Origin of the sequence: Lacisediminihabitans changchengi, from assembly GCF_016634425.1 — a bacterium.
Lineage (GTDB): Bacteria > Actinomycetota > Actinomycetes > Actinomycetales > Microbacteriaceae > Lacisediminihabitans > Lacisediminihabitans changchengi.
Genome location: NZ_JAEPES010000006.1, coordinates 204,503 through 219,082 on the forward strand (window position 1 = coordinate 204,503; position 14,580 = coordinate 219,082).

At 64.9% G+C, this 14,580-nt stretch carries 12 protein-coding genes; all 12 read left to right on the forward strand.

Annotation, left to right across the window (positions count from 1 at the left end; translation table 11 throughout):
• Positions 1 to 254: 254 nt before the first annotated feature.
• The 12 genes from araB (at position 255) to IV501_RS16025 (ending at position 14,414) form a co-directional block, all read left to right on the forward strand.
• Complete coding sequence (gene araB / locus IV501_RS15970) at positions 255 to 2,000, forward strand: ribulokinase (RefSeq protein ID WP_200557314.1); 1,746 nt, start codon at positions 255 to 257, stop codon at positions 1,998 to 2,000.
• On the forward strand, positions 1,997 to 2,698 hold the full coding sequence (locus IV501_RS15975; protein ID WP_200557315.1) for an L-ribulose-5-phosphate 4-epimerase: 702 nt from the start codon (positions 1,997 to 1,999) through the stop codon (positions 2,696 to 2,698). The genes araB and IV501_RS15975 overlap by 4 nt, the downstream gene beginning before the upstream one ends.
• Positions 2,695 to 4,218 (forward strand): L-arabinose isomerase, encoded by a 1,524-nt coding sequence (gene araA / locus IV501_RS15980; protein ID WP_200557316.1) that lies wholly within the window; start codon positions 2,695 to 2,697, stop codon positions 4,216 to 4,218. The genes IV501_RS15975 and araA overlap by 4 nt, the downstream gene beginning before the upstream one ends.
• Positions 4,219 to 4,314: 96 nt before the next feature.
• On the forward strand, positions 4,315 to 5,436 hold the full coding sequence (gene chvE / locus IV501_RS15985) for a multiple monosaccharide ABC transporter substrate-binding protein (RefSeq protein WP_307812361.1): 1,122 nt from the start codon (positions 4,315 to 4,317) through the stop codon (positions 5,434 to 5,436).
• A gap of 78 nt (positions 5,437 to 5,514) precedes the next feature.
• Complete coding sequence (gene mmsA, locus IV501_RS15990; RefSeq protein ID WP_200557317.1) at positions 5,515 to 7,056, forward strand: multiple monosaccharide ABC transporter ATP-binding protein; 1,542 nt, start codon at positions 5,515 to 5,517, stop codon at positions 7,054 to 7,056.
• Positions 7,053 to 8,264: a multiple monosaccharide ABC transporter permease gene (mmsB, locus tag IV501_RS15995; protein WP_200557318.1), complete on the forward strand. Its 1,212-nt coding sequence runs from the start codon at positions 7,053 to 7,055 to the stop codon at positions 8,262 to 8,264. The genes mmsA and mmsB overlap by 4 nt, the downstream gene beginning before the upstream one ends.
• Before the next feature lie 213 nt (positions 8,265 to 8,477).
• Entirely contained in the window at positions 8,478 to 9,473 is a 996-nt protein-coding gene (locus tag IV501_RS16000) for a LacI family DNA-binding transcriptional regulator (RefSeq protein ID WP_200557319.1), read from the forward strand.
• A 157-nt stretch (positions 9,474 to 9,630) separates the two neighbouring features.
• Positions 9,631 to 10,863: a multidrug effflux MFS transporter gene (locus IV501_RS16005; protein ID WP_200557320.1), complete on the forward strand. Its 1,233-nt coding sequence runs from the start codon at positions 9,631 to 9,633 to the stop codon at positions 10,861 to 10,863.
• A 306-nt stretch (positions 10,864 to 11,169) separates the two neighbouring features.
• Positions 11,170 to 12,435, forward strand: a complete 1,266-nt coding sequence (locus tag IV501_RS16010) for a saccharopine dehydrogenase family protein (protein ID WP_200557341.1) — start codon at positions 11,170 to 11,172, stop codon at positions 12,433 to 12,435.
• Positions 12,436 to 13,045: 610 nt separating this feature from the next.
• A complete protein-coding gene (locus IV501_RS16015) occupies positions 13,046 to 13,303 on the forward strand; it encodes an SHOCT domain-containing protein (RefSeq protein ID WP_200557321.1) in 258 nt (85 codons plus the stop codon).
• 170 nt (positions 13,304 to 13,473) lie between these two features.
• Positions 13,474 to 13,875: a sulfocyanin-like copper-binding protein gene (locus IV501_RS16020; RefSeq protein ID WP_307812364.1), complete on the forward strand. Its 402-nt coding sequence runs from the start codon at positions 13,474 to 13,476 to the stop codon at positions 13,873 to 13,875.
• 206 nt (positions 13,876 to 14,081) lie between these two features.
• A complete protein-coding gene (locus IV501_RS16025; protein ID WP_200557323.1) occupies positions 14,082 to 14,414 on the forward strand; it encodes a cupin domain-containing protein in 333 nt (110 codons plus the stop codon).
• Positions 14,415 to 14,580: the final 166 nt, after the last annotated feature.

Sequence of the window (14,580 nt, forward strand, 5' to 3'; positions counted from 1 at the left end):
GCGGCGCGGCATTCCGGATCGATAACGGTCGTGCATCAGCCGCGCATCCACTTTGACAGTGGCACCGAGGAGAGTAATGTGATCGCTAACATGTGTAGAGTGGTTGCGCGGATGTGATCGCTCACATGTGATCGCTTCCTGATGCTCCATTCGCGCATCTCTGCACCACAAGAACGAGCACCACAAGCACGAGCACCACAAGCACAAGCACGAGCACCACAAGCACCAGTACCACTGACGAAGGAGTCACACCGATGTGTGCAACGACGCCCACTGCACTGCGCGAGTCGACCGAACCCTCGGACGAGCGCTACGTGATCGGCATCGACTTCGGCACCCTCTCCGGCCGGGCTCTGGTGGTGCGCGTCTCCGACGGCGCCGAGCTCGGGATGGCGACCTACGCGTATCCGCACGCCGTCATGGACACGACGCTGGCCGCGACAGGGGAACGCCTCCGTCCCGACTGGGCCCTGCAGGATGCAGCCGACTACGTCGAGGTGCTGCAGAAGGCCGTTCCCGCCGCCATTGCCGACGCGGGCATCGACCCGGCCCTCGTCATCGGCATCGGCACCGACTTCACGGCAAGCACTCCGCTGCCGGTACTTGCCGACGGCACCCCGCTCAGCCAGGTGCCCGGTCTCGAGGGGCGCCCGCACGCCTACGTGAAGCTCTGGCGTCACCACGCGGCGCAGGGCCAGGCCGATCGGATTAACGCCATCGCCGCCGCCCGTGGCGAGGCGTGGCTTCCCCGCTACGGCGGCCTGATCTCGAGCGAATGGGAGTTCGCCAAGGGACTTCAACTTCTCGAAGAAGACCCCGAACTTTACAAGCGCATGGACCACTGGGTCGAAGCGGCCGACTGGATCGTCTGGCAGCTCACCGACCGCTACGTGCGCAACGCCTGCACCGCCGGGTACAAAGGCATCCTGCAGAACGGCGAATATCCGAGCCGCGACTTCCTCGGCGCCCTGAACCCCGACTTCGCCGACTTCGCCTTCGACAAGGTTGCCCACGAGATCGGTCAGCTCGGCGACGCTGCCGGCACCCTTTCGGCCCGAGCCGCCGCGTGGACCGGCCTGCCCGAGGGCATCGCCGTCGCCGTCGGCAACGTCGATGCCCACGTCACCGCCCCGGCCGCGCAGGCAACCGAGCCAGGCCAGATGGTCGCCATCATGGGCACCTCGACCTGTCACGTGATGAACTCCGATGTCCTAGCCGAGGTGCCCGGCATGTGCGGCGTCGTCGACGGCGGCATCGTCTCCGGACTCTATGGGTACGAGGCCGGCCAGTCCGGCGTCGGCGACATCTTCGCCTGGTTCGTGGGCAACCAGGTGCCGGGAGGCATGTTCGAGGCGGCGGATGCTGCGGGCCTCAGCATCCACGAATACCTCACCGACCTCGGCCGCGAGCAGCCGGTCGGCGGCCACGGTCTCGTCGCGCTCGACTGGCACAGCGGCAACCGCTCCGTGCTGGTCGATCACGAACTCAGTGGCCTGGTACTCGGCACCACGTTGACCACCCGTCCGGAGGAGGTCTACCGGGCGCTGCTGGAGTCCACCGCCTTCGGAACCCGCGTGATTGTGGAGACCTTCGCCGCGAGCGGCGTGCCGGTGACCGAGTTCATCGCCGCGGGCGGTCTCATCCGCAACCCGACGCTGATGCAGATCTACAGCGACGTGTTGCGCATGCCCATCTCGACCATTGCCAGCGAGCAGGGCCCGGCGCTCGGCTCGGCCATCCACGCCGCGGTCGCGGCCGGTGCCTACGCCGACGTGCTCGAGGCCGGTCGCGCCATGGGCAAGGTGAACCGCGCCCAGTACGTGCCCGACGCGTCGCGGGCGGATGCTTACGACCTCCTGTTCTCGGAATACCTGACCCTGCACGACTACTTCGGTCGCGGCGGCAACGACGTGATGCACCGGTTGGCGGCTATGCGCCGCGAGGGATTCGCCGCGCAGCTCGCGGCCACCGAGCCCGAGACCGCGGCGGTCTCCGTATGACCGTCGACCAGACGGCGGTCGATGCCGTACGCGAGGACGTCGCCCGCCTTCACGATCACCTGGTGCGCTACAACCTGGTGATCTGGACCGGCGGCAACATCTCCGGTCGCGTGCCAGGCCACGACCTGTTCGTCATCAAGCCGAGTGGCGTCGACTACGACGAGCTCACCCCGCAGAACATGATCTTGTGCGACCTCGACGGCGTCGTGATCGAGGGGGAGCATTCGCCCTCGAGCGACACCGCCGCGCACGCCTACGTCTACCGCAACATGCCCGAGGTCGGTGGTGTCGTGCACACGCACTCCACCTACGCCACCGCCTGGGCGGCACGCGGCGAGGCGATCCCCTGCGTGATCACCGGTCAGGCCGACGAGTTCGGCGGCGAGATCCCGGTGGGTCCGTTCGCCATCATCGGTGACGACACGATCGGTCGGGGCATCGTCGCAACGCTCACCGGTCACCGTTCGCGGGCGGTGCTGATGCAGAACCACGGCGTCTTCACGATCGGAAAGAACGCCCGCGATGCCGTCAAGGCCGCCGTGATGGCCGAGGACGTCGCGCGCACCGTGCACATCTCGCGTCAGCTCGGCGAACCCATCCCGATCGCCCCGGCGGCGATCGACTCCCTCTTCAACCGGTATCAGAACGTCTACGGCCAACACGAATCGACTGAGCACCCCACAGGAGCATTGGCATGACCAGCAGAAGCATCATCCCCGACCTCGCCCGTTACGAGGTCTGGTTCGTGACCGGCAGCCAGGGTCTCTATGGCGAGGACACCCTGCGCCAGGTGGCCGAGCAGTCGCAGGAGATCGCGACCCGCCTTGGCGCGGCCTCGGACATCCCGGTCACCGTCGTCTGGAAGCCGGTGCTCACCGACGCCGAGGCGATCCGTCGCCTCGCGCTCGACGCCAACTCGGCAGACAACGTGATCGGCGTGATCGCCTGGATGCACACCTTCAGCCCCGCGAAGATGTGGATCACCGGGCTCGATCTTCTGCGGAAGCCCCTGCTGCACCTTCACACGCAGGCGAATGTCGAGCTGCCGTGGGATTCCATCGACATGGACTTCATGAACCTCAACCAGGCCGCCCACGGCGACCGGGAGTTCGGCTACATCCAGACCCGCCTCGGTGTCGCGCGCAAGACCGTCGTCGGGCACGTCTCGAACCCGATCGTCATCGCACAGGTCAGCGCCTGGAGCCGCGCCTCGGCCGGCTGGGCGGCTACCCACCAGCTGAAGCTCGCGCGCTTCGGCGACAACATGCGCTTCGTCGCCGTAACCGAGGGCGACAAAACCGAGGCCGAACTGCAGTTCGGCGTGCAGGTCAACACCTGGGGCGTGAACGAGCTGGTCGAGGCGGTCGAGGCCGTCGCCGACGCCGAGGTCGATGCCCTGGTCGCCGAATACGAGGACACCTACGAGGTCGTCCCCGAGCTCCGCCGCGGCGGCGACCGCCACGAGTCGCTGCGCTACGGCGCGAAGATCGAACTCGGGATGCGCGGCTTCCTCGAGGCGGGCGGCTTCACCGCCTTCACCACCAGCTTCGAAGATCTCGGTGGACTGCGCCAGCTGCCCGGCCTCGCCGTGCAGCGACTGATGGCCGATGGCTACGGCTTCGGCGCCGAAGGCGACTGGAAGACCGCCGTGCTGGTGCGCGCCGCCAAGGTGATGGGGGCCGGCCTCCCCGGCGGCGCCTCGTTGATGGAGGACTACACCTACGACATGGTGCCGGGGGAGGAGCTCATCCTCGGAGCACACATGCTCGAAGTCTGCCCGTCGCTCACCACCTCCACGCCGAAGCTGGAGATCCATCCGCTCGGCATCGGTGGTCGCGAAGACCCGGTGCGCCTGGTCTTCGACACGGATGCCGGCCCCGGCATCGTGGTCGCGCTCAGCGACATGCGTGACCGCTTCCGGCTCGTCGCCAACGTCGTCGAGGTGGTGGCCCTTCCGCATCCGCTCCCGAAGCTGCCGGTCGCACGCGCGGTCTGGAAGCCGCAGCCCGACTTCGCCACCAGCGCGGCAGCCTGGCTGACCGCCGGAGCCGCACACCACACCGTCATGTCGACCCAGGTCGGCCTGGAGGTGTTCGAAGACTTCGCGGAGATCGCGAAGAACGAACTCGTCGTGATCGACGAGCACACGAGCCTCCGACAGTTCTCCCGGGAACTGCGCTGGAACCAGGCGTACTACCGCCTGGCTCAGGGGTTCTAGCCCACGAACTTGCCGGGCGACCGGCGGGAGGCGACCGTACGCGGGAGCCGAAATCGCACCACAGAGAACAACGACGTACATCTGAAGGGAAACACAGTGAAGACACGCAAGATTCTGGTCGGCATCGCAGCCGCAGGACTGGCACTCTCGCTCGCCGCCTGCAGCGGCGGCCGCGGAGGCGCCTCGAGCGACACCTCGTCCGGTGACAACAAGGGCGCCCTGGTCGGCGTCGCCATGCCGACCAAGACGTCCGAGCGGTGGATCAAGGACGGCAACGCGGTCAAGTCCGACCTCGAGGCGAAGGGATACAAGGTCGACCTCGAATACGGCGACGACAAGATCCCCCAGCAGGTTCAGCAGATCAGCAACATGCTGACCAAGGGCGCCAAGGTGCTCATCATCGCCTCGATCGACGGCACCGCGCTGAGCGACCAGCTCGACCAGGCTGCCAAGTCGGGTGTGAAAGTCATCGCGTACGACCGCTTGATCAACGGCAACAAGAACGTCGACTACTACACCACGTTCGACAACTACAAGGTCGGCGTCGACCAGGCCACCAGCCTGCTCACCGGCCTCGGAGTCGTCGATGCCGACGGTAAGAAGACCGACAAGAAGGGTCCGTTCAACATCGAGCTGTTCGCCGGTAGCCCCGACGACAACAACGCGACGTTCTTCTTCAATGGCGCGATGGACACCCTCAAGCCGTACATCAGCGACGGAACGCTCGTCGTCAAGAGCGGTCAGACCGGATTCACCCAGGCCGCAACCCTGCGGTGGGACCCGGCCACCGCGCAGAAGCGCATGCAGAACCTCATCGCCAGCACGTACTCGGGTGGCGCGAAGGTGCAGGGCGTGCTGTCGCCGTACGACGGCCTCTCGATCGGCATCATCTCGGCGCTCACCTCGTCGGGTTACGCCACGGACGCTCTGCCGGTCATCACCGGGCAGGACGCGGAGGCAGCATCCGTCAAGTCGATCATCGCCGGTCAGCAGTACTCGACGATCTACAAGGACACCCGCCAGCTCGGTAAGGAGGCCGTGAAGATGGCCGATAACATCCTCACCGGCGCCAAGGTCGAGGTCAACGACACCAAGAGCTACAACAACAAGGTCAAGGTAGTTCCGACCTTCCTGTTCCAGCCCACCGTCGTGACCAAGGAGAACTACAAGAAGGTCCTCGTCGACAGCGGTTACTACACGGAAGCAGACCTCAAGTAGGACTGTTCCACCTCGGACGGTGGCGGCGTCATACGCCGCCACCGTCTCTTTCAACGAAGAAAGAAAGAAGCCAGCAACGTGACAGCAAACATTCTCGAGATGCGGGGCATCACCAAGACCTTCCCCGGCGTCAAGGCTCTGCAGGATGTCTCGCTCGCCGTACAGCGTGGCCACATCCACGCCATCTGCGGGGAGAATGGCGCGGGCAAGTCGACCCTGATGAAGGTGCTCAGCGGCGTCTATCCGCACGGTAGCTATGACGGTGAGATCGTGCTCGAGGGGGAGACCGTCGCCTTCAAGAACATCAATAACTCCGAGGCTGCTGGCGTCGTCATCATCCATCAGGAGCTTGCCCTCAGCCCCTACCTCTCTATCGCCGAGAACATCTTCCTCGGCAACGAGCAGGCCACCGGCGGCTGGATCGACTGGAACAAGACCAACCGCGAAGCCGGCGCGCTGCTCAAGCGCGTGGGTTTGCGCGACAACCCGATCACCAAGATCCGGGACATCGGCGTCGGCAAGCAGCAGCTGGTGGAGATCGCCAAAGCGCTCTCCAAAGAGGTGAAGGTGCTCATCCTCGACGAACCGACCGCCGCCCTCAACGACGACGATTCCGCACACCTGCTCAGGCTGATCTCCAGCCTGCGCGACGAGGGAATCACCTCGATCATCATCAGCCACAAGCTCAACGAGATCAAGGCGATCGCGGATGAGGTGACCATCATCCGCGACGGCAAGACCATCGAGACTCTCGACATGCATGCCGATGAGGTGAGCGAGGAGCGCATCATCAAGGGGATGGTGGGACGCGACCTCGAGAGCCGGTTCCCCGAGCACACACCGACCATCGGCGACGAACTGCTGCGCATCGAGAACTGGACCGTCTATCACCCGCTCGACCACTCCCGCGCGGTGGTGAAAGACGCCAACCTCTCTGTGCGGGCGGGCGAGATCGTCGGCATCGCTGGCCTCATGGGCGCTGGTCGCACCGAGCTCGCGATGAGCGTCTTCGGGCACAGCTACGGCTACGGCATCTCCGGCAAGGTCTTCAAGAGCGGCAAGGAGATCAACACCAAGACGGTGTCCGCCGCCATCGAGAACGGCATCGCCTACGCCACCGAAGACCGCAAGGTATTCGGTCTCAACCTCATCGATGACATCAAGCGCAACATCTCGGGGGCAGCGCTCGGGATGCTGGCCCGCTCCGGGTGGGTCGACGAGAACCGCGAGATCAAGGTCGCGGAGGGCTACCGGCTCAGCATGAACATCAAGACCCCGAATGTCGAGACGCTGACCGGAAAGCTCTCCGGCGGCAATCAGCAGAAGGTCGTGCTGTCGAAGTGGATGTTCACGAACCCCGATGTGCTGATCCTCGACGAGCCCACCCGCGGTATCGACGTCGGGGCCAAGTACGAGATCTACGGCATCATCAACAAGCTGGCCGATGAGGGGAAGGGCGTCATCGTCATCTCCTCTGAGTTGCCCGAACTCCTCGGGATCTGCGATCGCATCTACGCCCTCTCTGAGGGACGGATCACCGCCGACCTGCCGCGCGCTGAAGCGACGGCGGAACGCGTAATGAAACTCATGACTCAGGAAAGAGAGAAGGACCACGCGTGAGCGCCCTCGACACCGCCCCCAAGCCCAAGAGCATCGTCAGCTCCGCCCTTAACTACCTGGGCGGGCAGCTGCGCCAAATCGGCCTGTTCATCGCGCTGATCGTGATCGTCATCTTCTTCGAGGTGGCCACCCAGGGCATTACCCTGAAGCCGATCAACGTCTCCAACATCATCGTTCAGAACAGCTACATCCTGATCCTCGCGATCGGCATGGTGATGGTCATCATCGCCGGGCACATCGACCTCTCGGTCGGCTCGGTCGTGGCCTTCGTCGGCGCGATGGCGGGCGTGATGATCACCGAGTGGCACATCCCGTGGTGGGCCGCGATCATCCTGGGGCTCGTGATCGGAGCCCTCATCGGCATGTGGCAGGGCTTCTGGATCGCCTATTTCCGCATCCCGGCCTTCATCGTGACGTTGGCGGGAATGCTCACGTTCCGTGGGCTCACCCAGATCGCGCTCCAGAACGAGCAGATCTCGCCCTTCCCCGATGAGTTCCGTGCGCTCGGCTCTGGCTTCCTGCCCGACCTGGGCGGCGGTCAGTCGTTCCTCGAGCCGCTGACGATCATCCTCGGTCTGCTCGCCGCGGTGCTGCTCGTGATCCAGGGTGTTCGCCAGCGCGCGGCCCGTCGCAAGTTCGAGGTCGAAGACGAGCCGCTGCCGTGGTTCCTCGCCAAGCTGGTGTTCACCGTCGTTCTGATCGTGTTCGTGGCCTACCTGCTCGCGAGCTACCGTGGCACCCCCATCGTGTTGGTCGTGCTCGGCATCCTGGTGGTCGTCTACTCGGCGGTGATGAACCGCAGCGTGTTCGGTCGTCATATCTATGCGATCGGCGGAAACCTCAATGCGGCCGAGCTCTCGGGCGTGAAGACCAAGCGGGTCACCTTCCTGCTGTTCGTCAACATGGGCGTGCTGGCGGCGCTCGCCGGACTGGTCTTCACCGCGCAGCTCAACCTGGCGAACCCGAAGGCCGGTGACGGATTCGAGCTGGATGCGATCGCCGCCGTGTTCATCGGTGGTGCCGCGGTGACGGGCGGAATCGGTACGGTCACCGGCGCCATCATCGGTGGTCTGATCATCGCGGTGCTCAACAACGGCATGTCGATTCTCGGCGTCGGCTCGGAGTTCCAGCAGCTGATCAAGGGTCTCGTGCTGCTCGCCGCCGTCGCCTTCGACGTGTACAACAAGCGCCGCAGCGGCGGCCGGTAGCACTCACGTTCGACAGGCTCAGGGACCGGATGCGGTCCCTGAGCTTGTCGAACGGCGCCGACCGTTGCAGCAAACGCAGTAGCAAGGATGTACGTCATGACAAAGTCGGTCGAGCCGGTCGCCCGCGATGCGCGGCAATCATGGTGATAGGCGGACCACTCTCGTTCGACGACGCGTGCTGGCCGCCCGCGCAGACCCGATAATCTCGCAATCGTGGCGAACATCACGGATGTCGCGCGACTCGCCGGGGTCTCGCACCAGACAGTGTCCCGAGTGCTCAACAACGATGCCGCCGTTCGACCGCAGACCCGGGCCCGGGTTCAGGCCGCGATCGACGAGCTCAACTACCGCCCGAGTGCAGTGGCCAGGGCACTCAAGAGCAGCAAGACCCACACGATCGGATTGATCAGCACCGGCAACCCGCTGTACGGTCCGTCGAGCATCGCCCTCGCCTTCAATGAGTCGGCGCGCGAGGCGGGGTACCAGGTCATCACCGCGAGCATGTCGTCTGCTCCGGTCGAGCTGATCCGTGACGCGATCGACGTGTTCCTGCGGCAGCAGGTGGAAGCGATCGTGCTGATTGCGACCGATGTGTCCTCGCTGGTGGCGGTGCACGATCTGTACATCGACATCCCTCTGATCACCGCAGACAGCAGCGGACACGAGCGCTTTCCCAGTGTCTCGATCGCCCAGGCGGCCGGTGCAGCATTGGCCACCGGCTTTCTGGCTGACCTCGGACATCGCACGATCCTTCATCTGGCCGGTCCGGAATACTCGCTGGATGCGCGCGAGCGCGTCAGGGGGTGGCGCGCGGAGCTCGATCGCCGCGGCCTCGAGGCTCGCCCGCCGACGTTCGGCGACTGGACAGCGGGGAGCGGGCTAGAGCTCGGTCTCCAGCTGCCGTGGCCCGACGATTTCAGCGCGGTCTTCGTGGCGAACGACCAGATGGCACTGGGGCTTCTGCGGGCGTTCGGAAACCGCGGCATCCGGGTGCCGGAGGATGTCAGCGTGGTCGGGTTCGACGACATCCCCGAGTCAGCGCACTATTCGCCGCCGCTCACCACCGTCCGGCAGGATTTCGCCGAGTTGGGGCGCCGGCTCATGGCTGCCGTGTCGACGGAACTCGCCGGTCTCGAGCAGACCGGCATTGCGGTAACCCAACCGTCGCTTGTGGTGCGGCAATCGGCCATCGCTCCTCGCGACAATTGAGCTGCAACACAATCCTCTGTACCAGAGGCCATTTCGCCTCGAGCGCGTGCGCGGGGCCTGGCTGATTCGCTAGCGTTAACGGCGACGGTTTCCGTCCCCCTCCAGCGCGATCCATCGTCGGCGAAGCGCTTCACGCCCACGATCGAGGATTCAACCAGTGACTACCGCCGCCGCCCACGCGGGTGATGCCCTGAGCCGCCGCGAGCGTCTCGTCTATGTGATCGTGCTCGGCGCGCTCACCGCCCTCGGGCCGTTCACCATCGACCTATATCTGCCCGCGTTCCCGGTGCTGCAGCGCGAGTTGCACGTCACCCCCGCCGTCATCCAGCTCACGCTCACCGCCACGACCGTCGGGTTCGGCGTGGGTCAGCTGCTGGTCGGGCCGTGGAGCGACAAGGTGGGACGGCGCGTGCCGCTCATCGTGGCGAGCGCGTTGCATGTGGTCGCGAGCCTCGGTGCTGCCCTCGCCCCCGACGTCTTCTGGCTCGGGGGGTTCCGCGTGCTGCAGGGCATCGGCGCGGCGGCCGGCGGAGTGGTCGCCATGGCTCTGGTGCGTGACCTGTTCGGCGGCCTTCCCCTGGTGCGGATGCTGTCGCGGCTGTCGTTGGTGAGCGGCCTCGCCCCGGTGATCGCGCCGGTGATCGGTTCGCAACTGTTGCGATTCGTCGACTGGCGGGGGATTTTCATTTTCCTCACCGCGTACGGCGTACTGGTGGTCATCGCCGCGATCTTCTTCATCGTCGAGACGCTGCCGCCGGAGCGGAGGAACGAGAAGGGTCACAGCACGGCGCGACAGCGCTACTCCGCCATCTTCCACGACCGCATCTTCGTCGGGGTGGCGATTATCGGGGCGATGACGTTCTCGGGTCTGTTCGCGTACCTGTCGTCATCCTCGTTCCTGTTTCAGGAGGTCTACGGGCTGAACCCCCAGCAGTTCGGGCTGCTGTTCGCGGTCAACTCGCTGGGTATCGTCGCTGGGGTGCAAATCAGTTCGCGGCTGGTGCACCGGGTGCCGCCGCAATGGATCCTCGCCTTCTCCACCGCGGCGCTGCTGATCTCGTCGTTGACGATCGTGCTGCTCGATTCGCTGCACGTGGGGCTCTTGGGCATCCTCATCCCGCTGTGGTTCTTCATCGCGGCGTGCGGTTTCGGTTTCCCTTTGGTTCAGGTGCTCGGTCTTGTCAATCACGCGGCGGAGGCCGGCACTGCGGCGTCCGTTCTCGGCGCGGTGAACTTCGGTCTTGCCGGACTGATCTCGCCCATCGTCGGTCTGTTCGGCATCCACAACGCCGTGCCGATGGGCTCGGTCATGGCGGGCACGGCCGTGGTCTCGATTTTCACGCTGTGGTTCGTGGTGCGGCCGAAGACGGTGCCTGCCCTCACGCACTAGGAGTGCTGCCGCGAGATCGCGACATGGCGAGACCGGGGGAACGGGGGGACGCGAAAACACGGGAAGACGGGACTCGGGACCGCGAGCCGACGGGGCGGCAGGACGACGGCACGACGGTACGACGGGACGAAGGGGCGACGAGAGGCCCGCCGCAAGCAGCGATCCTCACGCCGCGCCACTGGAACGGGCGGACCCACGCGTCGCTCAGAACAGTGGCCGAAACGGCAGCGCTGGAGCGCACTTAGCCGCTAGCGTCAAGTCATGACAACCGGAGCCATGACAACCCGAGCCATGACACCCCGAGGCATGCGAATCCTGCTGGTCGGCGCCGGTGGGGTCGGCGACGCGATCGCGAAGATCGCCGCCCGCCGGTCGTTTTACGACACCATCGTCGTCAGCGACTATGACCTCGGCAGGGCGGAGCGCACCGTCGAGTGGCTCGAGGCTCGCGGGCAGGCACGCGACCGGTTCATCGCCGCACAGGTCGATGCCTCCGACCCGGACAGCGTCGCCTCTCTCGCCCTCGAGCACGCCATCACCCACGTGATGAACGCCGTCGAGCCGAAGTTCGTGCCTACCGTGTTCGCCGGGGCGCTCGCCGCGGGCGCCGACTACATCGACATGGCGATGAGCCTGTCCGAGCCGCATCCCACCGACCCGTACACCGAGACGGGGGTCAAGCTCGGCGACGACCAGTTCGCTCAGGCCCCCGACTGGGAGACTGCCGGTCGCCTCGCCCTGGTCGGTATGGGCGTCGAGCCCGGACTGAGTGACGTGTTCGCCCGCTATGCCGCCGACCACCTGTTCGAGTCCATCGACGAGCTCGGGGTGCGCGACGGCGCGAACCTCGTGGTGCGCGACGACCTCGGCAACGAGATCTTCGCGCCATCCTTCAGCATCTGGACCACCATCGAAGAATGCCTCAACCCACCCGTTATCTGGGAACGCGACCGCGGCTGGTACACCACGGAGCCGTTCAGCGACCCAGAGGTCTTCGACTTCCCGGACGGCATCGGCCCGGTCGAGTGCGTCAACGTCGAGCACGAAGAGGTGCTGCTGATGCCGCGCTGGATCGACGCTGACAAGGCCACCTTCAAATACGGGTTGGGCAACGAGTTCATCGGCATCCTGAAGACGCTCCACCAGCTCGGGCTCGACAAGACCGACCCCCTCACCGTGCGCTCGGCCAACGGGCCGGTCGAGGTGGCGCCCCGCGACGTGGTGGCGGCCGGCCTTCCCGACCCGGCCAGCATCGGACCGAGGATGACCGGCAAGACCTGCGCTGGCCTCTACGTCACCGGCACCGCACCCGACGGCAGCCCGCGAGCCGTGTACCTCTACCACGTTGCCGACAACGAGTGGACGATGGCGGAGTACGAGAGCCAGTGCGTGGTCTGGCAGACCGCTCTGAACCCGGTGATTGCGCTAGAGCTGCTCGCCAGCGGCACCTGGACCGGCCGCGGCGTGCTCGGCCCCGAAGCCTTCGACGCCCAGCCGTTCCTCGACCTCATGGCGAAGCCGCTCGCGGACGGCGGCTACGGGCAACAGTGGGGGCTCGACGAGCGTGGATAGTGCAGTGAGAGGCGGACCTCTCTTGCGGAGAATGGGGGATTCGAACTGTCCAGTGCCCACGAACGTGCAGAATCAGGCAAGTGCGTTCTGCCGCATGAAATCAACGATTTCGGATGATCGACGGGTGGACAACTGCCCCCAGGTGCACGCATCTACGTGGCCGGGAGCACATGAGTTAGCACATGAAACGGGCACTTCTCAATGGGTGCTGCTTGCAGATTGGAGTTCACGGTCATCGGAGTGCCGCTTGCTTTGACAACGAAATCAATCTTCCGCCGCTGCCGTTTCCTGAGACTGCACAGCAAGTTCGTATAACGCCCGCCCGGTCAGGGGCCTCAATCCCGGGCCGGTCACACGGGCACTTCGGTGGTTGCGGCTCGCTCGAGACCAATGACCGTGGGGAAGTTCGCGCTCGTGGTCCCGTAGTGACACGGTTCGTGGGCCGCGCTTTGACTGAGGCTTTCGCGTTCGGATGGCGACGCTCACCGCCGGGCACTAGTCGTCGATCATTAGCCGCGGCAGCGCGGCTCGGGGCAGTGGACAAAGAGGGGTCGAAGGTCCCTAACGTGGTCGGAACGGTCGCCATACAGTGAGGAAAGGAGGCCTTTAGATGATGTACGGATGGAACGATGGTGGCTGGGGTATCGGCGCGTGGATTCTGATGGCCTTGGTGATGGTCGTCTTCTGGGGTGGCATCGTCGCACTGGTAATTTTCCTTGTTCGACGCTCGCCCGCAGACCATGGCGAGCATCCGTTGGTGCAAACGCATCACGAGGCCGAGCGGATTCTGAACGAGCGGTTCGCGCGCGGCGAGATCGAAGACGAAGAATTCACGGCACGTCGAGCGGCGTTGCGGCGGAAGGAATGACGACTCGCCGGGGCACTGTCGGGGCCGTTGGGGTTGTGCTGACCCTGTTGCTCAGCGGGTTGTCCGTGGCTGCCATTGGTGCCGTTGGGGGATGGAGCACACCCTTCGGGGTCCGGGGCGCAGCGGCTTCAGCATGCACAACACCGAAACTCACCGGCACGATCGTCAAGGTGAGGCTGGATAACACCGGCGGGCCGATGATGGCACAAAGGAACGGGATGATGTTCGGTGGAGCGATGACTCTTAGTACCGATCGTTCGACTGTCGCCCAGGGCGAGGTCACCTTTGTCGCCGCGAATGTCGGCAGTGTTACCCACGAACTAGTTGTCCTCCCATTGCCTGGTACTCAGCTCGCGGGCACTCGCCAGAGCGGCACCGACGGAAAAATCGACGAAGCGGGAAGTGTTGGAGAAGCCTCCAACTCTTGCGCTCGCGGGGCCGGGAAGGGGATCCTTCCGGGTACTTCCAGTTGGGTCACACTGAAGCTGGCGCCGGGGCGCTATGAAGTGGTCTGCAATCTGGCTGGCCACTACGCGGCAGGAATGTACGGGCAGCTCACGGTTACTAAATGAGTGACTGCCGAGCGTTCAGACATCGGAGACGCACACGAGTCACTTGGTCAACGTCGTGTTGCGCGACAAGTAGTGCTGGATCGAGTGCTCCGGGGTTCAGTTGAGTTGGCCTAGGCGCGTCCCAAACGGGTAGCTTCGGCGGACCCCGTCCTGTGTCCTATGAAAGACCCCGTTCCACCAATCATCGATTTCACGGAAGGGTCAGAATGCAGAAGACATCGTTGACGGCTCTGGCAAGAGTTCAACTAGATGCCGCCCGCAGTGCGTCGAGCGGCCGAAGCGCGAAGACCGTGTACGGCGGTCACGAGCATCTCCTGCGACAAACCGTCATCGCGCTGCGGGCCGACGAGATGTTAGACGAGCATGAAAATCCGGGCGAAGCGACAGTGCAGGTATTGCACGGCAGGGTCGTACTGACCGCCGGCGACGACTCGTGGTCCGGGTGGACGGGCGACCTCATCATTGTTCCGGATGCCCCTCATTCGCTCACGGCGCTTGAGGATTCAACCGTGTTGCTCACCGTTGTGAAGCATCGGTGAAAGCATGGGGAAACCACCGCCCATTGACAGTCCTCAGTAGGTCAAGTCCCAGGTAGTGGTGTAGCCGGTTTTCCTTCGAGCTAAGGATTATGCGCTGAGGGCCAGTTCTGGTTCGGTCACCTCGCTTCCGGTGTCGGGAACGAGGGTGAGGCGGGATTTGGCGAGG